Raw genomic sequence first — 23,649 nt, forward strand, 5'->3', positions numbered from 1 at the left:
GCTATTGGTCGATGGGCAGCCCTTTTTCCCGTTCGGTTTTTATGAAGTGGCATGGGGGAAAATCGCATGGCAGTCCAATGATTATACCGTTGAATCTGATGTAGAGAGTTTCACTAGAGTTACAAACATAAAAGGCGTCAGGTTAAAAATACTTGAGGCCAATATGGTTCAGAACTATTTCGGCATCGTGGAAATAGAGGTGAACGACGGATCAGGACCGAACCTGGCACCATCTGCCGTCGCGAGCGCAACAAGCGTGCATCCCGACCCGAATCATCCTCCGGCTCACTTGAACGACGGCAACTTGCTCAATGATTATGCGAGCGCTACATCTCCGACGATGCCGGCGTACGTAACCCTGACATGGGGCACCGCAAAATCCTTCGATAAAATTACGCTTAAGGCATGGCTTTGCCAGACGATTGCGCCTACGCATTATGAAGTGGAAGTATCGGCGGACGGGGTAACGGGCTGGACAAAAGTGGCCAGCTCGTACAAGATGCCCGCGGGCAAGCTTTCCGCGGATATGAACCAACTCGCCGCAGACGGCTTTAATGTCATGCACCCTTCTGCCGAATTAGGGAACGGATTCGATGCGAGCTTCGTCGACGACGCCGGCGTTAAAGGAATAAAGCTCATACCCGAAAATATCGCGACGCTCGTTAATTATCATTTTTTGACGCAATTTAAAGATAAGACGGCGATTCTAGGCTGGAGCATTTGCGACGATTGCGATCCCTACAATGCGCCTTCTACGGTTCAGAGCTATCAGGATACGGTCAGGGCCATCGATACCAATCATATTACGTACGGGGCCGGTGCGCATTATACGTACGAGTCGGGATACAACGTCGGGAGTTACGTGAATATTCTCGATTCGATGGGGCGGGAGATGTATCCGATCGGTACCAGCATCCCTATGAATACCGTTTACGCCGCCATGAAGGATACTGCCGATGCCTACAGAGCCGTCGGAAAACCGGCGTTCGGAATCGTCCAAACCTTCAGTTGGTACCAGATCGCGCCGTCGCTGCAGCCGGACCCCGTATTAGGCCGCGCGCCTGATGCAAGCGAAGTAAGAAATATGACGTACCAGTCGCTTGCCGCGGGCGCAAAAGGGATTATATTTTTCCCCTACTATTACGCGCCGAATAAAACGACGATTCCGTCCAACCTCTACGCCGAGACGAAAGCGATGGTTCCGGAGATCAATGCCTTGAAGCCGGCGCTAATGCTCGGCAAGAAGACGGAAGTGGCGACTGGCAATTCCGATTTGAGAGTCACTTATTGGGAGTACGAAGGAAAAGTATATGTCATCGTAGTCAATACAAGCTATGATTCAACAGCAAATGTTCCTTACTATCAAGCAGGGGGACCCGGTACGCCCGTTAACATCAATGCGTCTATTCCTTTGCCTGCAGGCTATCAGAACGCAGTGGCTAAGAGCATGTTTGCGAGGCTTCCCGCTACGCTCTCGATCGGCGTCGATGGGAAACTGTCGGGAACAGTCGGTGCCGAGCAGGTGCAAGTATACGAATTGACCCCGGTTGGAAAGTATGACCCGCTAGTGACAGGAAAGACGCTGGGATCCTTGCAGAACAGCTTTACGGGGGAAGCCGGCTTTAATTTTACGACGGCAAATGCAGCCCGCACCGTAACCTCGTTAGGAAGATACTTCGTGAACGGAAATAACAAGACGCATACCGTATCTTTGTATAAGGAAAGCGATAAATCGTTAGTGGCATCCTGCACGGTGAACATGGCAGCTGGTACGGCGGACGCTTCGGGGTTTAAGTATTGCACCTTGCCGGCTTCGGTTACGCTCGCGGCGAATACTTCGTACAATCTCGTATCTAGCGAAACGAGCGGCGGAGATCAATATTATCACGATAATACAACGGTAACATTGGGATCTGGCACGGCTAATTTTGCGATATTTAAATGGAACGGCGCCTGGTATTACGATGGTTCGGCTTCTCAAAGCTTTGGCCCGGTTAACTTGTTATTCAAGGACAATTCGGACTTCTCCATGCTTACGGGAAAAACATTGGGAACGCCGCAAAACAGCTTTACCGGGGAAGCCGGCTTCAATTTTACGACGCCGGGAACCGCCCGTACCGTCACAGCGCTAGGCAGGTTTTTTGCCGGCGGGAACGGCGGCTCGCATACCGTATCTCTGTACAAGGAAAGCGATAAATCGTTAGTCGCGTCTTGTACGATTAACTTAGCGACAGGCAGAGCGGACGGACTCGGGTTCAAGTACTGCAATTTATCGGCGCCGGTTACGCTGTCCGCCAATACGTCTTACAATCTCGTATCGAGCGAAACGAGCGGCGGAGATCAATATTATCATGATAATACGTTAGTAACTATAGGAGCGGGGACTGCAAACTTTGCTATCTTTAAGATGAACGGCACCTGGTATTATGATGGTTCGGCTAATAATAGCTTTGGACCTGTTAACCTGTTGTATCATTAAATAGGTAATCGCATGGGGATTTATTAGGGCCGTCATCGAAGTCATGAAAATGACCGAGGGACGGCTTCTTTCTTCTAAAAAAAATAGCGCGTGAACCAACTGATCGGTTTGACACCTTATGAGAACCGTGTTACATTTTTTTGTGTAACATGTTACACAATTATGTTTAAGGGGCATACAAATGTCGAGTATTTATCAGGTCGCAGAGATGGCTGGCGTGTCCGTCGCGACGGTATCCCGCGTCATCAACGAACGGGGATACGTGAGCGAGAAAACCCGTCTAAAAGTGCAGGAAGCCATCAATATTCTTCATTACACCCCGAATCAGGCGGCGCAGAGTCTCACCACGTCCAGCACCAAGCTCATCGGGCTGCTCGTGCCCGATATCAACAATCCCGTATTTCTCGAGCAATCCAAGGGGATTAACGATTACCTCAAGGATAAAGGCTACATTCTCATGTACGCGGAATCAGGGGAAGACGACGAGGAAATGTCGAATATGGTGCGGAGATTTCTCAGCAACCGGGTGGACGGCATGATCCTGTGCTCGCGCGACTTCACGCAATTCGGCGATATGGATGCGATCATCGAGCCGGCCTTGAAAAATAACGTGCATGTCGTACTGAACGGCTACGTGGACAGTAAATTCGAGATTGACCGTGTGGGGTTCGACAATGTCAGAGGCGCCTATCTGGCGACCGAGCATTTGCTTAAGATGGGGCATTCCTCCATTGCGCTCATCGCCGGTACGGACAGCACGATTTCCGAGGAACGTTACAGAGGCTACAGAGAGGCGCATATCGACAACCATGTCTCTCTAAATCCGGCACTCGTCGTTAAGGGCGACTTTCGCCAGCATTCCGGTTACGAAGCGATGCTGAAAATCCTGCAGATGAATCCGCGGCCGACCGCCGTTTTTGCGATGAACGACGTGATGGCGATCGGTGCCATGATGGCGCTCGAGGACCATAAGGTTTCCGTTCCGGACGAGATCGCCGTCGCAGGCTTTGACGATATTATCTGGTGCTCGTTGATCCGCCCTCGCCTAACCTCGGTCGTGCAGCCCAAATACGAAATCGGCAAAAAGCTGGCCGAGTTTTTACTGTCGCGTATGAATGATAGTTACTCGGGGCCGGGCAGGCATGAGATATTCGGATCTAGACTCGCCGTACGGCAAAGCACGGTTAAATCGGAGCAGCAATGATGTTGCTCCGATTCTTTTTACGTCGAAAGAAAGCGTTGACATTCCATGAAAATGAATTTATCATACAGATGTAACTAGTTACATATTTGTGTAATGCGTTTCAATAAAAAGGGGAGGTAAGATCATTGAAGAAACTGCAGCTCACCACGTTGTTCCTCGCCACGACGCTCGTCGCATCCGCCTGCGGCAATTCGAACGGCAATAACGAAACTGCCGGATCATCGGCAAGCAGCACCGCTTCGGCCGCAACAACGCCGGCGTCAAGCTCGGCGGCGGCCACCGGCGCATCCGGCTCAGAGCCCTTTACCCTAAAGGTCTCTTATTGGGCAGATAACAAAAACGGCTATTACGAAGAGGTAGCCAAACGCTTCAAGGAAAAATACCCGAACGGAACGGTGGAATTCAATCAGCACCCCGGGGACAAATACAATGAGCTGATGAATACACGTCTCGCGGCTGGGGAAGCGGACGACGTGCTGTTCAATATGAATATGACCGCCTACGCCAAAGCGGGCTATTTGATGGATCTGTCGGGCCAGCCATGGATCGAGCGGATGAACGATTCCGCCAAGACGGCCGCGCAGTTCGAAGGGAAAACATACGGCGCCTTCCTCGAGGTCAATACCTTCGGCGTTTTCTACAATAAGAAAATTTTCGGTGAACAGCAGCTTGTTCCGCCGACAACCTGGGACGAATTCATCGCGCTGAACGAGAAGCTGAAGACGCAGAAGATTACGCCGATCGTCGAGGGCTTCAAGGATATCTGGACGCTGCAGGCCGCTTATATCCCGATTGCAATCAGCACTTATTTCGGATCCAATCCCAATTTCGAGCGCGACGTATACGACGGCAAAGCCAGCGTGAACGGCCCCGAAGTAACGGGCGCCCTGGCGCAGTTCGCGGAGTTGGCGGACAAGGGCTACTTCAACAAGAACAGCCTAAGCATCGGCAACGACCAGGCGCTGCAGGACTTTATCGACGGCAAAGCGGCGATGCACATGATGGGCAGCTGGACGCCCGGCGTCATCGACGGCAAAACGCAAAACTTCCCGCTCGGCTTCTTCATCATTCCGGCCAAGGACGGCAACACCGTCATGTCCGCGGGCACGGACAAGGGCCTGTCCATCAATGCCGCAACCAAGCATCCGGAAGAGGCCATCGCGCTGGTGCAGCTCATGCTGGAACCCGATATGCTTGAACTTTACGGCAAAGACAATGCGCTGAGCGCGTTTAATGACGTGAATCCCGTATTCGCCAATCCGGCGATGTCCGAGATCCAGACGGCGCTGCAGGCACACCCGGGGCATCGCAATCCCGGCGATTACTTCCCACCTTCCGTCCAGGATGCCCTGAACACGGCCCTGACCAAGATTCTGGCCGGCGGCGGCGTGGGCGATACGGCTGCGGAGCTGGCCAAGCTATACGAAAAGGACAAATCGAAAGTCAATTTCTAAGGCAATACCCATTCCTATTCATCCTCGGCAAGGGCGGCGTAAGGTCCGCCCTTCGCCAGGATCAGTCAGGTGAGTGATACCGCATGAGATCGAGCAGAAGCTTTTACCGGTTAAAGGTTTTCTTCGTACTGCCCGCCTTGCTGCTGTACGGCATTTTTACGCTGTACCCCTTTCTCAGCAGCCTGCTTTATTCCTTTACGAATTGGGACGGCTTGCAATCCCCCGACTATGTGGGCCTGGCCAATTACCAGGCGCTGTTCCACGACAAAGCGATCGTGCAAGCCGCTAAAAATACGCTTTACGTCCTCGCCGTCATGGTGCTGATCGGCAATCCGTTATCTCTGATTCTGGCGCTGCTGCTCAATCTGCCCTTGCGGAGCCGCGGGCTGCTCAGGACGCTTTTCTTTCTTCCCGCGCTGATGAGTCTGATGGTCATCTCGATCAGCTGGGGCTTTATCCTGCAATACGACGGCCTGCTCAACGCGATCCTGACGCTTTTCGGATTCGAAAACGGGATTCAGGACTGGCTCGGGACGATGGATTACGCGCTGCCGGCCGTTATCCTGATCTTGCTGTGGCAAGGGACCGGCTTCGGAGCGGTCATTTACCTGGCCGGGCTGCAATCCGTGCCCAGGGAGCTTCAGGAATCCGCGCAGATCGACGGGGCCACGGGCTTGCAACGAATCTATCACATCACCATTCCGCTGATCATGCCGTTTATTACGATCAATACGTTTCTCGGCATCGCGGGCAGCCTGAAGCTGTTCGACGTGCCGTTCGTTCTGACCAACGGCGGTCCGGGCACGGCGACGACGACGCTCGGGCTATTGATCTACAAGTACGCCTTCGTACATGAGTCCTACGGTTATGCGACTGCTGCGGGGATGTTGTTCATGGTATTGATCGCCGTCGTAACTTTCTTGCAACTGAGCATCACGCGCAGAAGAGAGGTGGAGATGTGAGGAAGATTCGGCTCAGCCTCGGCATTGCGGAGCTGGTTATGCTGCTCGCGGCTTGTCTTTTTCTGGTCCCTTTCTTGAATGTGCTCCTTGCCAGCTTCAAGCCTTCAAGCGAAGTGTTCGACGCGCTCCATTTCCCTTCAAGCTGGGAATTCGCGCATTACGGGGCGATTTTGGGCGAGGGCCGGTTTGCGCAGTCGTTGTTCAATACCGTCGTCATCACTTCTTTAAGTCTGGGGCTGGTCGTGCTTTTCACTTCCATGGCCGGGTATGCGATCGGGCGTTCCGGCAGGGGCTTGTTCCAGATCGTGTTCTTTATTCTGATCTCGGGCATGATCATTCCGCTGCAATCGACGATCATCCCGATTTTTAAGCTCGCAACGGCGATTTCCTTGATCAATACGCGCACGCTCATGATTTTGCTGTACACGGCCGGCGCGATCCCGTTTGCCACGATTATCTACACGGGCTTCGTCAAAGGCATCCCTTCCGAGATGGAAGAGGCCGCCGCCATGGAGGGCTGCGGGAAGACGCGCACGTTTTTTACGATTATTTTCCCGCTCCTGCTGCCTGCCACCGGCACCGTCATCGTGACGAACGTCTTTACGATCTGGAACGATTTTTTCGGACCGCTCATTTACTTGTACAGCCCAGGCAAACAAACGCTGATGACGCTCATTTATCAGTTCAAGCAGGAACGGACGACCGATTGGGGTCCGATATTCGCCTTGAGCGTTATTGCTACGATTCCGCTGATTTTATTGTTTTTCTTCGTGCAGGATAAGTTTCTAAAAGGCTTGACGGCCGGCGCGGTCAAGGGTTGAAACAAGATTACGGCATGCTGGGACAGAGACGACAAGCTGAGAACAAGCGAAGGAGAAATGAAACGATGATCATCGAGCGCTCGGCCTATACGATCGAACTGGATTCGGCGAACGGATCTTTGCTGGCATTTACGGATAAGCGATCCGGGAAAAACATGATTCATGGCGGGAGCGCAGCCAGGCCGATCTTTACGCTTCGGCTGCGGGACGACGCCGGACAAGCGCTGGACGTCACGGCGCTGCAGGCGGCGTCCGTCACGCTGGAGCCGACTTCGGAAGCGGCGGACGGTGCGACGCAGGTCCGTTTCATATATACGAAGCTGCAAAACCTGGATCTGGATGCCGTTGTTGAGGTGGATATGCCGCACGATTCCAACCTGACAGACTGGCGCATTTCCTTCGACAATCGGACGTCATACCTCGTGGAGTGGATCGACTTCCCGGACGTCGTCGTGCCGAACGATCTTGTCGCAGCAGGGGGCACGGCACGGATCCTGTGGCCGGCCCACGAGGGCGTGCTGATCGAAGATATCGGCAGGCGGGAGAAGACATGGTTGAAATACCAGGAAACCGGATATCCCAGCAAAGGCTGGGACGGAACCTACCCCGGCCCCGCACCGACGCAGTTCATGGCTTATTACGATGACGACTGCGGCTTGTACGTCGGCGCGCACGATGCGCGGCATCAAGTAAAATCGATCGAATTTCTTCCGTTCGACGGGGGCGTGAGGCTCCAGTATCGCATTTTCGTCGAGGGTGCCGGCCAAGGTTCCTATCAAATGGAATTTAATATGGTGCTGGGCGTCTTCCATGGCGATTGGCATCAGGCTGCCGAGCTCTACCGACATTGGTTTGAGCAGGGAAGCACGCCGCCGCGCATCGCGGACAATCGGGACTTGCCCGCCTGGTACCAGGAATCGCCCGTCGTCGTGACGTATCCCGTGCGGGGCGTTAAGGATACGGGCAACATGGATCCCAACGAATATTATCCTTACGTGAATGCGATCCCGCATCTGGAGCGGCTGTCCGAGCGCTTCGACAGCAAGGTGATGGCGCTGCTTATGCACTGGGAAGGATCCGCGCCGTGGGCGCCGCCTTATATCTGGCCCCCTTACGGAGGAGAAGAAGGCATGCGGCAGTTCGCCGACGAGCTGCATGCGCGCGGCCATCTGCTCGGTTTGTACGCGAGCGGCATCGCCTGGACGCAGATGAGCCTGCTCGATCCCGATTACAACCGGGAAGCGGACTTCGAACGCCTGGAGCTGGAGAAGGTCATGTGCGTGTCGCCTGAGGGCGAGCTGCCGTACTCCCTGATCTGCAACGGTGCGCAGCGCTGGGGGTACGATATGTGTCCGTCGCAGCCGTTCGTGACGGAGACGGTGCTTGAGGAGATCAGGGGCGTCGCGAATAGCGGCTGCGATTACATGCAGTATTTCGACCAGAACCTGGGCGGACTGTCTTACCTGTGCTACAGCAAGGAGCACGACCATCCGCCGGGACCCGGGCGCTGGCAGACGGAAGCGATGAAGACGTTGTTCCGCAAGATTCGGCAGGAGTGGAAGGCAATGGGCAAAGACATCGTGCTCGGCTGCGAAGCGGCTGCCGCGGAGCCGTTCTTAAGCGAGCTTCCTTTTAACGACCTGCGCTTCAATATCGGTTTGTTCACCGGAGAGCCGGTGCCCGTCTATCAGTATGTGTACCACGAATATATCAATAACTTCATGGGCAACCAGAACTCTAGCGGCCAGAGCATCGACCTGCTCAAGTCGCCGGACAATCTGCTCTGGCGGACCGCCTATTCCTTCGCGGCGGGAGACATGCTCACGGTCGTGCTCGGACGCGGAGGCGCGATCAACTGGGATTGGGGGACGGAATGGGATTATCCGGCGCCGGATCAAGAGGCGATCGGCACGCTGATCCGCAATCTCAACGCCTGGCGTAACGGCGCCGGCAAGCCGTATCTCGTGACGGGCAGGATGCTCGCGCCGGAGCGGCTGGCCAATGTGTCCGCGCAATCGATTCACATGCGGGACGGCAGCGTGCTGAAGCAGCCTTCCATTCTTAAGACGAAGTGGCAGTCTGCGGAGGGCCGGGTCGCGCAGTTCCTGGTGAATTACACGACGGAGCCGCAATCTTATGACTGGCATCGGCCGCAGGACGGGGCAACCGGCCCAGTGCTGGCCTACGAGCAGCCCGACGGCGAGGGGCTCGAGCTCGCCGCGCGTGCCGAAGGAGGGACGTACCGGGGTACGGTCGCGCCGCTATCCTGCATCATGCTGGCGTGGACGCCGTCGACACAGGCGGCGAAGTAATCGGTAATGCGGGGGAGAAGGCGTCAATCTTCTCTCCCTGCCTTAGTCCGTTTTAAGCCAAATTCCTAAACAAGGAGAAATGATAATGAAATGGATGGTTCGCAGCGCAGGTCTTTTCATGTTTATGATCGCATGTGTCTTGCTGTTAACGCCGGGCCGGCAAGTTGCCGCCTCCGACGGGGTGCCCTTTGGCACGCATACCGTGCCGGGAACCATTCAGGCGGAGGATTTCAATTCCGGCAGCATCCGTGACGCATACTTCGCGCAAGCTTCTTCTCAGGTCATTCGCGAAACCGCTTACAGAGACGTGGCGAACGTCGACCTATATTCGGATGGATCGAATCGTTATGTCGTGAGCTCGAACGATCAGGCGGCGGGTTCGTCGACCGCCGGCTATATTAGCGAGTATTTGAAATATACATTCACGGTCGGCGCGTCCGACGCGGGCTGGTACGACATCGTTTACAGGGCGAAGGCCGGGACGTCGGGACAAAAAGGCAGCATTTCGACATTGATCGATAACGTGCAAAAAGGAGCGACGAACAAAATCGATTCGACCGTGCTCCAGACGTATACGCTGCCCATGCCGGTCTATCTCGAGGCCGGTACCCACGTGCTGACGACGGAGTACAGCGGGCCGGACCCGGGCACCTATGTAGACTGGATCCGCTTCGACAAGCGCACGGCGGCTCCGGCTTTTCCGGCGCCCCAACGGATCACGGGCCTGATCGACAATAGCGAGACGGTCGTCGCGAATGTCGTAGTGACGGCAGACCCCACAGGAGCGGCGGACGCGACCGGCGCGATACAGTCCGCCTTGGATCTGGCGCGTCAAATGGGCGGCGGCGTGGTGTATTTGCCGGCAGGTACGTATCGCCTGGATTCGGGCTTGACCGTTCCCGCCAACGTCGTGCTTCGCGGCAATTGGGGCAATCCGCTGCAGGAGACGCCGCAAAACGGCACGATTCTCGCGGTTTATTCCACTACAAAAAGCGCCGTAACGCTCTCGGGCGCGAATGCGACCGTACGCGACCTAAGCTTCTGGTATCCGAACCAAGGCGCTTATTCGGCAGGCGGGTTCGCGCCGACGAGCTACCCGTATACCGTCTATTCCGAGGCCTCCTCGGTCAATGCCTACAGGCTCACGTTCTACAATTCGTTTCAAGGCATTTATTTCGACAAGGGCAGCGCGGTTAACATTCAGGACATCTACGGAACCTTCCTGTTCCAGGGCATTACGCTGGACGGCAATTACGAATACTCCTATCTGACCAATCTGTTCATGGACGGCGCGATCTGGGCGAATGCGCCGTCCGCGGTGACGGGCAAGCCGAACGCCGCCCAGCGGGCGCAGATTGCCGCATATACGAAAAGCTATTTGTACGGCATCAAGCTGTGGAAAAACGACGGCTTGACGATGTACGGCATTAGTATCAACGAGGCTAATGACGGCATCTTGATCGAGCAGGGGCCGCCTGCCTCCAACGGCGCTTACGGCGCGATGGCCAAGATCAACGCGAATGTCCGAACGGATTATGTACGTGCGGAGGTCGGGGAGTTCATCAACACGGACAAGGTATGGCAGGCGCGTCCGTTGTTCTATGCCTTTGCGCCCGTGCGCAAACCGGCGAACGAAAGCAATCTGATCAATGTGAAGGATGCGCCTTACAATGCCAAGGGGAATGGCGTCGCGGACGACGGCCCGGCGATCCAAAGCGCCTTGACGGCAGCGGGGAATGCGGGAGGCGGTACCGTGTTCCTGCCGCCGGGCTCGTATAAGGTGTCCGGATCGCTGCAAGTGCCGACGGGCGTGGAGCTGACGGGCAGCCACGGCTACGTCCATGCCCACAACAATTTGGATACGACCGTTCTGCTCGCCTACAGCGGCAAAGATACGGCAGCGCCGGATTCCGCGACGGCCTTTCTGACGCTCAGCCAGGGTGCCGGAATCAAGGGCTTCAGCGTGTATTATCCGGAGCAAGGCTTCGCCGACGGCGGCGATCCGGGCGTCCCGGCCGACATCCGTTCGCTCTATCCGGTCAAGAAGTATCCGTATACCGTGCGCGCGGCCGGAACGGATACATGGGTCAAATACGTAGAGATCGAGAACGGCTACAACGGCATCGATTACGGGACGACGGCGGCAGACCGGTTCGTCGTATCCGGAACGTGGATCAATGCCGCCAACGTGGCGGTCAACGTGGGCGCGAATACGAACGGGGGCTGGGTAGAACAAGTCGTCGTCACCTACGGGACCTTCTTCCAGTCGAAGCATGCCAACAGTCCGCACACCTACGGCTTCGACGCGGCAAAAAACTATACGCTCGCCCATACGGACGCTTTCGTCTTCGGCAACAGTACGAATGTCGCTTCTTTTGCCGCAGACTCGTTTGCCGTAAAAACGGGCCTCCATACCGCAGCGCCATCGGGCGGGACGGGGCCTCAGAATCTGACGCTGTTCCTGCCCTCCGTCGATACGTCGTCGGGCCCCAACGTACTGATTGAAAAGGGCGGCAGCATCCACATGGTCGGACTTCAGGCAGGGGTGATGCCGGGACAGCCTTACACAAAGACAGGCGCGGGCTTTACGGGCACGATGAACATTTACGATTCGCTGCTATGGGGAGATACGACGACGACCGTCCAGCAGCTGGGCGGCACGGTGAACGTTTATGACAAGGACGAAGGCGTGTACGCGGCCATCCCGATCACGCAGGGGAGGCCGGCTACGGCCAGCGCTTCCGCTGGAAGCAACGGACCCGAACGCGCGGTCGACGGCATGCGCACGTCCAAGTGGGTGTCCACGACCGGAACGACCCATTGGCTCGCCGTCGATCTCGGCTCGGTGCAGAGCCTGACCCGCTGGGTAGTGAAGCATGCTTCTTACAATGGGGAGAGTCCTGCATTCAACACGCGCGACTTCAAGCTGCAGAAGAGCGTGGACGGCGTAACCTGGACCGATCTGGAGAGCATTACCGGAAATACGGCCGGCTTGACCGATCGCTCGATCTCTGCGGACGCCAGGTACGTGCGTCTGTATATTACCCAAGGTACGCAGATTGGCTCGGACGGGTATGCGCGCATCTACGATTTCGAAGTTTATGGCAGCACGAACATCAGCCTTAACCGGTGGGCTTCCGCCAATGCCTACAACCTGGCGAGCGAGACCCCGCAAAAGGCGTTGGACGGAGACTTGAATTCGAAATGGGTCGCGATTACGAAGACGCCGAACAACGATTATTGGCTGCAGGCGGATCTGTTCGCTCCGGTTACCGTCAAGCGTTGGGTCGTCATCCATCCGGGCGCCGTCTCGTCGAGCTATGACATATACAATGCCCGGGCATACAAGCTCCAGGCGAGCGCGGACGGGACGACCTGGACCGACATCGACAGCGTCAGCGGCAATGCGAGCGCCATGACCGACCGTACGATCCCGGCCGTGACGGCGAGATATTTTAGACTCGTGATTACCGAAGGCACCCAGAGCGGATACGACGGCTATGCCCGCATTCAGGAGTTCCAGCTGTACAATTGACTTATAAGCGATATAGCTGCATTGACGTAAAAAGAAGACCGGAAGCGCACGATTGGATGTCGCGCTTCCGGTCTTTTTGGTCTTCGGTTCGCCTTATTTCTTGCCGAATACCGATTGAATCGCTTCCAGATACCCCATGCCGTTCACGGTGTCCGGCTCGATATAGCTGCCTTCCGTCCATTCGTTCCAGGAGTTGATGGTCAAGATGGGAGGGACCGTATCGCTAGACGCTTTAATGAATGCCTTGGCGGCTGCGAGCGACTCGCGGAACGCTTCGGGCGTATTGCCGACAAGAACCGGCGTGAACGGATACCCGATATTGGCGTGCACGTCGGATTGTACGGTACGCGGACTCGAGTCCCAGCCCATGGACACGTTAGGGTAGTAGGGGATGCCGTAATCGCCGAACTGCTTGCGGAACTTGCCCCAATCCGCTTCGGACTTCTTGGCGTATGCCGGATAGTCGACGGTCGGGTACGAATCCAGCGCGATATGGTGAATCCAGACGTACGAAGTGACGCTGTCGAAGCCAAGCTCCTGCACGCGTTCGCCCGGATTCTCGAGCGTGCGCTCTCCCGGCAAATTTTGAATGCCCCAGACGACGGCGTTCAGATGCAGCTCGCCGAGTCCCGCGTTCCGCACCTTGGCCCGGAATCCGTCGAGCGCCGTTTTCGTCCGTTCGATGCCTCCCAGGCTTTGAATCAGGCTCATCAATTCATAGACGGAGAAGTACAGACCGCCTTCCACGCGCCAATACGACGGATGGCCGAAGTACTTTTCGATCATATAGTCGCACGCCGCTTCGAACGCTTGCAGCGACACTTGTCCGCTGTGAAGCAGGGTATGGTCCATTCCGCGCTTGTACGGAAAAATGTTGATCCAGTCGTGATTCGCCCACATCAGGGAAAATTTCAACCGGTCATTGTTGGACGCTTGCATGAAGCCGTTCTCGAGCGCCTTATTCAGGAAGGCGCCGTCTTCGTACCAATACCAGTCGTAAATGAAGGCATCGATGCCGTGATCGGCCGCGGCGGCAATCTGTTTTTCCGCAGTCTCGGGTTTGGATTCGTCCAGATAGCCCCACAGCGGCACCTTGGGCTGCTCGTGTCCGGGGAAGCGCGGCGTCGCGCGGCGCACAAGCTCCCATTCGTTCCAGCCCGCGCCATGCGTCGCTTCGTTGCGGGGGTCGACATGATAGTTCGGAAAATAATAGACGGCGACTTCCGGTTTGTGCTTGTCGGTCATATACGCACCTTCGTTCCTTGAAATGTGATGTTGCTGACTTCAGTTTACGAGAAGTGGAAGGTGCACGTATTTGGATAAAACGACGGGGTTGTTGGACGATTCAACTGAACCTCGATCGCAGCGACTGCGCGTATTGCATCGGCGACAAGCCTTCGCAGCGCTTGAACAGCCGGCTGAAATAATGGAGGTCCGGATAACCGACTTCATCGGCGATCTGGCCGACCGTAAGGGAAGAATGAAGCAGCAGCTCCTTGGCCTTGTCCATGCGCAGAGAGACGAGCATCTCCATGGGGGATTGGCCGGTCGCTTCTTTAAACAAGGCGCGGAACCGGCTTGGCGACAAATGCACGGATGCCGCGATATCGCCCAGCTGCAGCTGGGAACGGTAATGCTCGCGCATCCATTGAACGGCTTGTCCGATCCGTTCGCTCTGCGGGTGGCGAATGCTGATCCCGGCCGGCGTCGACAACTCCAGGACGAGAAGGGCGAATAGATGAAGCAGATCGCCGCGCAAGCGCAGCTCCTTGCCGTATTCGCCGCCCTCGAACGTCGCATGCATGGAACGAAGCAGCGCTTCGTATGCGCCGGGATTAGATGTCTGAACGACGCACGGAAAATCGATATCGGACAAAAAGACGACGGGCCGCTCCGTCAGTTCCGGGTCGTCCGGAATGAACGGCGAGTGCTCGTAATCTTGGCTTAGATAGACGTCGTCGACCGAAAAGTTGTAGGCGTCCCCCATGTAGATTAAATCGAAGTGCGCGGCGAAATAGCGGAAAGTCTCGCTTGGCGGGACCGCGCAGGAATGCCGCACCATCGGCTGCAGAATGACCATATCGCCCGGACCGATGGCGTAATGGACGCCTTCGATCACATAATCGCAGCGGCCTTCGAGCACGAACTTGAACTCGTAATCATAGATGATGCGTGGAGGCAGCCGGTAGCGATCGTCGCCGTTGATATGTTGAACGAGGCGTACATAAGGCGCCAACTCCCGGAACCCGATGCCTTGCCGCGCCTCTTTTTTCTGTTCCATTGGGATCGTCTCCTTGATGGCCTTTGCATTCATTTTACATCGTCCGTGGCAAAGACCGAATACGGACAACAAAAAATAGCGCCAATATCAAATTTTTGACGCTATACGCCGATGTCGGAATGGCCCGATACTAAGGCTGTAAGAAGGATTCCTGGCCAAGCGGAAAGTCGCATTACGAATTGTAAGCGCAACCAAATTCAGGCAGGAGGAAAACAAATGAAAAGAATATCCCGGTTGGCGGCATGGATCATCGGCGTTGTCGGCGTCATCGCGTTCGGGCTTGCAGCCCATGCGGATCAGGCGGATGCCGCGGTCTACTACGTGAACAACCAGAGCGGCGCCGGCTGCAGCAACGCGTCGGCAGGCACGTCGACGACGGCGCCCTGGTGCGACTTTACCCCGGTCAACGCCCGGACGTTCGCTGCCGGAGACCAGGTGCTGCTCAGGAGCGGCGCGACCTGGACCGGACAGACGCTGACGCTTAAGGGCAGCGGAACGGCGACCAATCCCATCGTGTTATCCGCCTACGGCACGGGCGCGAAGCCGATCATCGCACCCGGCACGACGGATGCCGTCGCCGTGCTCATTGACGGTTATGCGGGGTGGAAGATAACGGGCCTGGAGCTGAAGAACGCCTGGGAAGGCATACGGCTCCAGTACGATCATGCGTACAACCGGGACTACATCTGGATCGAAAATATGACGATCCGCGATATGACGGCCGCATACAATAGCGCGCCGGCGACTTACAACCATACGTCCGCCGGCATCAGCGTCAAGACGATGGCCGACGCCGTGTCTCCCGCGTATACCGACAAGGTCAATGCGCCGGGCAGACTGACGGCGCTTACGAATTTAACGATCAAAAACGTGGCGTTCTACAATTGCGACACCGCCACCTGGTTCGGGGCGCCCGTGTCAGGCTTTAATCCGAACGAGCATTTATGGACGAAGCATGTCGTCATGGACAATCTGACGATCGACGGGGGCGGCATGTGGGGCTTCAACGTTCTCTTCGTGGATGGGGGGACGCTCACCAACCTGACGGCCAAAAACATCGGCGCCGTCTCCAATCCGTTCGGCTCGGCCGGCATGGTGGTCGCTTATTCAAAGAACGTGGAGGTGATCGGCGGCGAGATCGCGAACGTGGCCAGACACCCCGATCAAAATTACGACGGCGTCGGCTTCGACTTCGAAGGTGTCGGCAAGAACATTTCGCTGCGCGGGATGAACATTCACGATACGGCCGGAGCGGGCATATTCCACTTCAACAATTCGAGTCTGCCGGACGTCGATTCGGTCATTGAAAACAACGTCGTCAGCCATTACGGCACGAATCCGGGCAACAGCAGCGAAGGAATCCAGTTTGCCGGCGGCACCGGGATCGTAACGAACAATGTGTTCAACAACAGCCGCGGCCGCAGTACGTACGGCGGAACCTACGGCGGATTCTACTTTGCGGCGAATACGGTGAATACCGTGTCGACAGGTTACGTTCCGACGGCGCCGTCCGCCCTGCCTTCCCCGGCCGGGACCGGACTGGTCGCTTCGCAGACGCTGGGCACGCTGCGCAACGATTCCAACGGCGAAGTCGGCTTCAAGTTCACGACCGGCGCCGGCGTTGTCAGCGTGAACGGGCTGGGAAGGCGATTCACTGCAGGCAATGAAAAGTCGCATACGCTCAAGCTGTATCGCGACAGCGACAAGGCGATGCTCGGCGCATGCAGCGTCCGGACGTCCGCGGGAACGCCGGATTCGCTCGGTTATCAATATTGCAAGCTGGCGGAAAGCGTGACGCTTCTACCGGGCACCGCCTACCTGCTCGTGACGACCGAGGATAATGGCGGCGATCAGTGGTACAGCGACAATACGACGATCACGCTTGGCTTCGGGACGGTTGGCGGCTCGGTCTACAACAACGGAACCGGATGGAGTACCGGGATATCGGGCAACCGCGCCTATGGTCCCGTGACGCTGCTGTACCAGGTCAACCTGGCCTACGGCGGCACCGCATCAGCGTCGTCGACGGATACCGCCAACGGCTATTCGGCGGCAAAGGTGAACGACGGAACGGCCACCACCGACTTTAACGGCTGGGCCAGCGCTTCGCCGGTTATGCCGCAGTGGGTGCAAATCGACTTCGGCGCGAATCGGACCTTCGGCCGGGTGGAGCTGTTTACGACGAGCGGGTACGAGCTGCGGAACTACCAGCTGCAGGTATGGAACGGCACGTCCTGGGTCGATTGCGTCCCGGCCGTGACAGGTAATACGCAGGCGCATCGTACGCATATTTTTACGGCCGTCACCGGCTCCAAGATCCGGGTATACGCGACGCTCGGCGATGCCGCCAGCAGCTACGCGCGCGTCAACGAAATTCAAGTATTCAGCAGCTGACGCCGCGGTGACGTCACCGAACACATCAAAAGAAGCCCAACCGGTCCGCTTATGGACCGGAGAGGCTTCTTCGTATTATGAGGTCAGCCAGCGTTTTCTGGTTGGCTTTTTGTGCTTTAGGCTCGAGTCATCGGCCGAGTGCTTTCCTATGAAAGCACATCGCAAGATCGGAGACGCGTTACCGGCGAAGTGCTGCTCTAGGAAAGCACTTCGCACTAGCGGCGTCCGCGACCCACCTAGAGCTTTCCTATGAAAGCACATCGCACGATCGGAGTTGGGGTACCGGTGAAGTGCTGCTCTAGGAAAGCACTTCGAACCATGCGGCGATCGGCACCAACCTAGTGCTTTCCTATGAAAGCACATCGCAAGATCGGGGGCGCGTTACCGGCGAAGTGCTGCTCTAGGAAAGCACTTCGCACTATGCGGCGTCCGCGCCCCACCCAGTGCTTTCCTATGAAAACGTCATGCGTCATGCGCCACGGGCCACGGCCCATCGCCGCAGCCGTCACGACCGCCAGTCACCGCCCGCCGCATCCCCGTCACCACCGCTCGCAGTCACCGCCCGCCGCATCCCCGTCACCACCGCTCGCAGTCACCGCCCGCCGCATCCCCGTCACCACCGCTCGCAATCACCGCCCGCGCATCCCCGTCACCACCGCTCGCAGTCACCGCCCGCCGCGTCCCCGTCACCACCGCTCGCAGTCACCGCCCGCCGCGTCCCCGTCACCACCGCGCGCAGTCACCGCCCGCCGCATCCCCGTCACCACCGCGCGCAGTCACCGCTCGCCGCATCTCCGTCACCGCCGCCCGCCGTCCACTACCCGTCCATCACCGCCTGCCGCCCATCGTCGCCGTCACCACCGCCCGTCGCCGCCCGCTACCCGCCGCACCCCGACCGCACCACTGCGGCCTTCACAACGTGCGGAACTTAAACTCGCTTGGCGTAAACCCGGTCGCTTTTTTGAACACTTTGGAAAAGTATTTTTCATTTTGAAAGCCGACGAGATTCGCAATCTCGTAAGTCCGGTACCGGCCTTCGCGGATGTAAAACTTGGCTTTCTCCATGCGCAGCCTCAGCAGGAAGTCGGTGAAGTTTTCGCCGAGCTCTTTTTTAAACTCCCGGCTGAGATATTCCGGGCTGATCTGCAGGTGGTCCGCCACCAGCTCCAGGCTGATGGCCTCGTGAAAGTGCTCGGCAATATAATCGCGCGCCTTTCCCATGAGCTTCTTGGTCGACCGGGTCGACTTTTCCTGAATATGCGCGAAGGCGTCCATGCACCGCTGCCGGAACCAGGCGACCATTTCCTCCACGCTTTGCAGCGTGTTGACCTGCGTATACAAATGATACTCGTCGCCGAGCGCTTCGTCGGCGTCGAAGCCAAGCTGCTTCAGAATGGTGACGAGCAGCACGATCAGCTCATAATTCAGCTTGGCCACGTCCGCGATCTCGAACGAGCAGGGGATGCGGAACGGCGCGTATCGCTCCGCAAGGAACGCAGAAGCCTCGTCCTGACGGTGCGCTTCGAACAGGGCCAGCAGCTCCCGTTCCGCCGCAAGGTCGAGCGATATGCTCTCGGGAGCCGAATCTCGCACCGCTCTGCACGCATACACGCGACCTCCGCCATGGATCAGCTTCTGCGCGTAGGCGCGACGCGCGGAGGCGAACGAAGCCGGCGTCTCGTCGAGCCGTCCGGCAGCGTGTCCGACGCCCGCCGTTATAGACAGCTTCAGCACGTCGAGCGCGAGTCCGGATGCCCGCTCCGACAGCGCCGCAATCTTCCCAAGCCCGTTCTGCCCATCCGCATTCTGCCCATCCGCGTTCTGTCCATCCGCGTTCTGCCCATCCGCGATCTGTCCATCCGCGTTCTGCCCATCCGCGTTCTGTCCATCCGCGTTCTGCCCATCCGCGCTCTGCCCATCTGCGCTCTGCCCATCCTCGCCGTTCCCATTCAGCAGCAGGCCGATCCCGTCGTCCCAGCGAAACGGTTCTGCGACAAGCCCGCCTTCCCGAAAGACCTCGAGACAAAGATTTTCAAGTCCGTACTTCAACAGCTCGACATCGGAACGCGGCATCGCTTGCGCGATGCGAACCGCCTCGTCCATGCCGGCCAGCCATACAAAATGGAAGGGATACGGGAATCGGATGCCGTACTCTTCGCATTTGCGCGCCTGCCTGCCGGACGCTTCCTTGCCCTCGACGATCTCGGACAAGTAACGGCGGCGCAGCTCCGAGGTGCCGGCATTCAATTTGATCTGAAGCCGCAGCTCGTCATCGCGCAGGTCCCGCTTCTGCATCAATTCCTGCAGCGCGCGACGGACGACGTCCTCGAGTTCGGCTTCGGCGACGGGCTTCAGCAGATAGGCGTAGGCGCCGAATTTCAACGCTTTCTGCGCGTATTCGAACAAGTCGTAGCCGCTCAGCACGATGAACGGCACGTCGCCATGACGCTCGCGAACGCGCTCCAGCAGGGCGATGCCGTCCATTTCGGGCATTCGAATATCGGACAGGATCAGATCGGCACGCCGCTCCTCCAGCAGCGCGAGCGCCTCCGAGCCGTTGCCGGCGATCCGGATATCTTCGATGCCGAACCGGCGGAGGGTATTCTCCAGCGAGCTCCTAATTTGCGTCTCGTCTTCGACAATCAGGATGTTCATGTCAGACCGCCTCCTCTCCAAGCCTGTCGTGCAGCGGGAGCTTGATTCTTACCGTCGTGAAGGCGCCCGCCTTGCCGCTTATTTTGATGCCGAATGCCGGGCCGAAGTGCAGCCTGATGCGCGCATGCACGTTGCGAATGCCGAGCCCGCTTCCTTTGCCTTCGTCCGCGGGCGATTCGTGCACGACGGACTTGGGCAAGCCGGCTGCTGCTTCGGACGACAATTGAGCGAACCAGCCGTTCAGTCGCGATATTTCTTCTTCGGACATGCCCGAACCGTTATCGTAGATATAGATGAGCCAGTGATCGCCGGCCGGTTTGGCCGTAATGCGCAGCTCGCCGCCGATCGTCTTGTTCGCGAGTCCGTGCTGGAACGCGTTCTCGACCAACGGCTGAAGCGTCAATCTCGGCACGGGCTTTTCCCACAGCGCGTCATCGATCTCGAAAACGGTCGAGAACCTTCCGGCAAAGCGGATATCGTGAAGATAAATGTATTTCCGGATGTGATCGATCTCTTCGCGCAGCGTGACGGCGCTGCTGCCCTGATGCAGGCTGTACCGGAAAATGCCCGACAGATTCTGCACCATGGCGGAAGCGCGTTCATAATCGTGGCGGTCGATGACCGACTTGGTCGCATACAGCGTGTTGTATAAGAAGTGAGGATTGATCTGCGACTGCAGCGCATTGAGCTCCGCCTGGTTGCGAAGCAGGTTCGCTTCATACTTCTGAACGATCAGCGATTCGATGTTCCCGACCATGGTGTTGAACGCCTGGCTGATGCGGGCCAGCTCGTCGTTGCCCTTGACCGGAACCCGCGTGGAGAAGTTCCCCATCTCCAATTGCTTGAACGAGGGCATGAGCCGGCGAAGCGGCTTGACGATGAGGTACGAAACGACGATGGAGATGATCAGCACGATTCCCGAGACGACGATCAGCATGAGAGCCGTAATGCTCCGGAGAAAGCCGCTTTTCTTTTGCAGCTCGGACATCGGGAGCAGGGACACGACCTGGAATCCGTACTGGGACGGCGCGCTGGCGATGACAAGCATGCTCCGTCCCCCGATGTCGGTCTTGACCTGCCCGCGGCCAAGTCCCTTGGCGACGGACAGCAGTTTGGCGCTCTCCTGTTCCCCCCATTGGACATTGCTGTAGATGAGCTTGCCTGTCCGGCTGATGATGGCGGTCTGCTCGCCCTCCTGCAAATTGATATTGGCGATGTCGCCGAAGAACTGCTCGGTGTTCTGATCGACAAGCAAGACGCCGGCCGGTCCTTCCGCGTTATAGTCGGTGATGGACTGCGCGACCGAGATGACGACGGGCTTGGGGGCGCTGACGGGATTAAAAAGAAAATCGTTCGTGTGCGGATCGAGAAAATGGGGCGCGCCGTTAAGCGCCATCGTCTCCTTGAACCAGGGCTCGTCCAGCACGGAGCCGGCGACGGAGTTGCGGCCCTGAACGTTAATGGCGTACTTGATCTCGCCGTGCGTGTCGATCAGGGTGATGCCGTTCAGTTTGTCGTTCATCTGAATAAGGGCGAGAAAATAGCGGTCGAGTCGCTCCTTGTAGTCGAAGTAGGCATCGCTCGTGTCGCCTGGCCCGGAGCCGAGCATATAGGTAATTTCTTTGCTGATCAAAAAGAGGGATGCCGATTGCTTCTGCAGGATCAGCACGTTTTCGTCGATGTTGCGCATGATCTGGTCGGAGATGGCCGCTTTATTGCGGATATAGTTGTTCTCTACGTTGCGCGCGGACAGGGTGTAGGAGACGGCGCCGTAAAGGAAGACGGGCACCGATATCGCGAGCAGGTAGATCACGAACAGCCGATACGCGATCGAGTTGTTTGCCGGGAAGCGCCATTTACGCATCGAGCTCCACTCCAGGTTGTTAGTGTGCTTTAGGTTGCTCCTATCATAGCATGGCGCCAGAGCGCGTTCTATGGGATGATCAAGAAATTGCACCCGATGTCAAGATGTTGATTCTATTCGACGCCGCGGCGCCCGGCTTACAATGAGCATGCGGGACAGTGCCGCATGGTCTGTTCATCATAGGAGGGGTTCTCAATGAATAACGTATGGACACGAAAAAAAGTACAGACATTGATTCCGGCCAGTATCCTTGCGCTCGGCTTGCTGTCGGCATGCGGATCGAACTCGGACGCGGGCGGGAATGGCGCTGCTGCAAGCACGAATACGGGCAGCGGTACGGAAAATACCGCTGCATCAGGCACGGCAAGCAGCGGAGCGACGGCGAGCGATGCGCCGGCTGCGAGCAATGAGCCGACGCAGGATACGGAAGCGTTTACGATCAGCGTGGCGAGCTGGAACCTCGGAGACGAGCCGCTCGGAATCGTGAAGGCTTATCGCGAAGCGTTCGAGAAGGCTTACAAGGTCAAATATCCGAACGCCACGATCGAATACAAGAATACGCCGGGCGAAGCCTACTTCGATCTGCTCAAAGCGCAGATGGCTTCGGCGTCGGCGGCCGACGTCGTCCAGTTCCAGAGCGCGCAGCTCCCGCTGTTCGCGAAGGCGGGCTATATCGCCGACCTGTCGGACATGCCGTTCGTCGCGAATATCGACGGCGCGCCCAAGACGCAGAGCTCCTACGGCGGCAAAGTGTACGCCGCGCCGTTCGACCTGAACAGCAACGGCGTCTGGTATAACCGCAAGCTGTTCGAAGACAACGGCATCCAGGTGCCGAAGACGTGGGACGAGCTGGTGCAGACGGCGGAGACGCTGAAGAGCAAGGGCATCACGCCATTTGCCGGCGGCTTCAAGGACGCCTGGGTGGCGAGCATGACCGTCAGCGTATTCCTCCCTAACGAGTACGGCAGCGATACGTTCGAGAAGGACGTATACAACGGCACCAAGAAGCTGAACGGCCCGGAAATCCAGGCGGCATTCGGCAAGCTCCAGCAGTTCGTGGACAAAGGTTATTTCGGAAGCAACGCGCTCAGCAACGGCTGGGACCTGCAGCGCAAGGATTTCGAGGACGGCAAAGCGGCCATGATTATCCACGGCCCGTACATCGGCGGTCTCGTGAACAGCGAAATGAAGGACAGCGGCGGCATGGAAACCGGATTTTTCGCCCTGCCGAGCGACAAGGGCGAACCGCTGCTCAGCGTATCCGTCGGCGTATTGACGGGCGTCAACGCGCATACGAAAAACCTGCAGCGGGCCAAAGACCTGGTGACGGCGATGCACGATACGGATGCCATCATCATCCGCGACAAGGATGCGGGCGTATTCCCGGCCATCAAAGGAATCGACATCGATTACAAGGAAGTGGGCAACAAGGACTTCCTGAGCGTGCTCGGCTCCACCAAGAGCATGATCCAGGGGCAGTTCATGCCGGCGTCCGTCGGCGACATCTACGCCAAGCTGTTCACCAAGATGTTGGCCGGCAAAGCGTTCAGCCCATCCTGGCTGGACGAAGCGGACAGCGCCTTCGTTCGCGACAAGGGGCTCGTGGCTGCTCCCGAACAGTAAGATTCTTTAACAGCAACTGGCCGGTGGGCCGAGAAGGGATGCCGCGGATCGAGCTTCGCCGCCGT

Annotated in this window: 13 protein-coding genes; 9 read left to right on the forward strand and 4 right to left on the reverse strand. The window is 57.4% G+C overall.

Annotated features, from left to right (window positions below; translation table 11 throughout):
- The first annotated feature begins 163 nt into the window (after positions 1 to 163).
- The 7 genes from KB449_RS05730 (at position 164) to KB449_RS05760 (ending at position 12,767) form a co-directional block, all read left to right on the forward strand.
- Complete coding sequence (locus tag KB449_RS05730; protein WP_282907454.1) at positions 164 to 2,479, forward strand: hypothetical protein; 2,316 nt, start codon at positions 164 to 166, stop codon at positions 2,477 to 2,479.
- 181 nt (positions 2,480 to 2,660) lie between these two features.
- Positions 2,661 to 3,683 (forward strand): LacI family DNA-binding transcriptional regulator, encoded by a 1,023-nt coding sequence (locus KB449_RS05735; protein WP_282907455.1) that lies wholly within the window; start codon positions 2,661 to 2,663, stop codon positions 3,681 to 3,683.
- 125 nt (positions 3,684 to 3,808) lie between these two features.
- On the forward strand, positions 3,809 to 5,137 hold the full coding sequence (locus KB449_RS05740; RefSeq protein ID WP_282907456.1) for an ABC transporter substrate-binding protein: 1,329 nt from the start codon (positions 3,809 to 3,811) through the stop codon (positions 5,135 to 5,137).
- 83 nt (positions 5,138 to 5,220) lie between these two features.
- Positions 5,221 to 6,099 carry a carbohydrate ABC transporter permease gene (locus tag KB449_RS05745; protein ID WP_282907457.1) on the forward strand — a complete coding sequence of 293 codons (879 nt, stop codon included), beginning with the start codon at positions 5,221 to 5,223 and terminating at the stop codon, positions 6,097 to 6,099.
- Positions 6,096 to 6,920, forward strand: coding sequence for a carbohydrate ABC transporter permease (locus tag KB449_RS05750; RefSeq protein ID WP_282907458.1), 825 nt, complete (start codon positions 6,096 to 6,098; stop codon positions 6,918 to 6,920). Before KB449_RS05745 ends, KB449_RS05750 begins: the two co-directional genes overlap by 4 nt.
- A gap of 65 nt (positions 6,921 to 6,985) precedes the next feature.
- Positions 6,986 to 9,232 (forward strand): DUF6259 domain-containing protein, encoded by a 2,247-nt coding sequence (locus KB449_RS05755; protein WP_282907459.1) that lies wholly within the window; start codon positions 6,986 to 6,988, stop codon positions 9,230 to 9,232.
- An 85-nt stretch (positions 9,233 to 9,317) separates the two neighbouring features.
- Positions 9,318 to 12,767, forward strand: coding sequence for a discoidin domain-containing protein (locus KB449_RS05760; protein ID WP_282907460.1), 3,450 nt, complete (start codon positions 9,318 to 9,320; stop codon positions 12,765 to 12,767).
- Between the two features lie 93 nt (positions 12,768 to 12,860).
- On the opposite strand, the gene KB449_RS05765 is transcribed toward KB449_RS05760, so the two are convergent.
- Both KB449_RS05765 and KB449_RS05770 read right to left on the reverse strand, forming a co-directional pair.
- Positions 12,861 to 14,012, reverse strand: coding sequence for a glycosyltransferase WbsX family protein (locus KB449_RS05765; protein ID WP_282907461.1), 1,152 nt, complete (start codon positions 14,010 to 14,012; stop codon positions 12,861 to 12,863).
- 100 nt (positions 14,013 to 14,112) lie between these two features.
- Positions 14,113 to 15,048 carry an AraC family transcriptional regulator gene (locus KB449_RS05770; protein ID WP_282907462.1) on the reverse strand — a complete coding sequence of 312 codons (936 nt, stop codon included), beginning with the start codon at positions 15,046 to 15,048 and terminating at the stop codon, positions 14,113 to 14,115.
- Positions 15,049 to 15,264: 216 nt separating this feature from the next.
- Here KB449_RS05770 and KB449_RS05775 point away from each other — a divergent pair, with 216 nt between their 5' ends.
- On the forward strand, positions 15,265 to 17,442 hold the full coding sequence (locus KB449_RS05775) for a discoidin domain-containing protein (protein ID WP_282907463.1): 2,178 nt from the start codon (positions 15,265 to 15,267) through the stop codon (positions 17,440 to 17,442).
- Between the two features lie 912 nt (positions 17,443 to 18,354).
- Here KB449_RS05775 and KB449_RS05780 read toward each other — a convergent pair.
- Positions 18,355 to 20,097: a response regulator gene (locus tag KB449_RS05780; protein ID WP_282907464.1), complete on the reverse strand. Its 1,743-nt coding sequence runs from the start codon at positions 20,095 to 20,097 to the stop codon at positions 18,355 to 18,357.
- 1 nt (position 20,098) lies between these two features.
- Positions 20,099 to 21,961: a cache domain-containing sensor histidine kinase gene (locus tag KB449_RS05785; RefSeq protein ID WP_282907465.1), complete on the reverse strand. Its 1,863-nt coding sequence runs from the start codon at positions 21,959 to 21,961 to the stop codon at positions 20,099 to 20,101.
- Between the two features lie 195 nt (positions 21,962 to 22,156).
- On the opposite strand from KB449_RS05785, the gene KB449_RS05790 reads away from it, so the two are divergent.
- Positions 22,157 to 23,584 (forward strand): ABC transporter substrate-binding protein, encoded by a 1,428-nt coding sequence (locus KB449_RS05790; RefSeq protein WP_282907466.1) that lies wholly within the window; start codon positions 22,157 to 22,159, stop codon positions 23,582 to 23,584.
- The last annotated feature ends 65 nt before the right edge of the window (positions 23,585 to 23,649 follow it).

The organism is Cohnella hashimotonis, from assembly GCF_030014955.1.
In the GTDB taxonomy this organism is placed as follows: Bacteria; Bacillota; Bacilli; order Paenibacillales; family Paenibacillaceae; genus Cohnella; species Cohnella hashimotonis.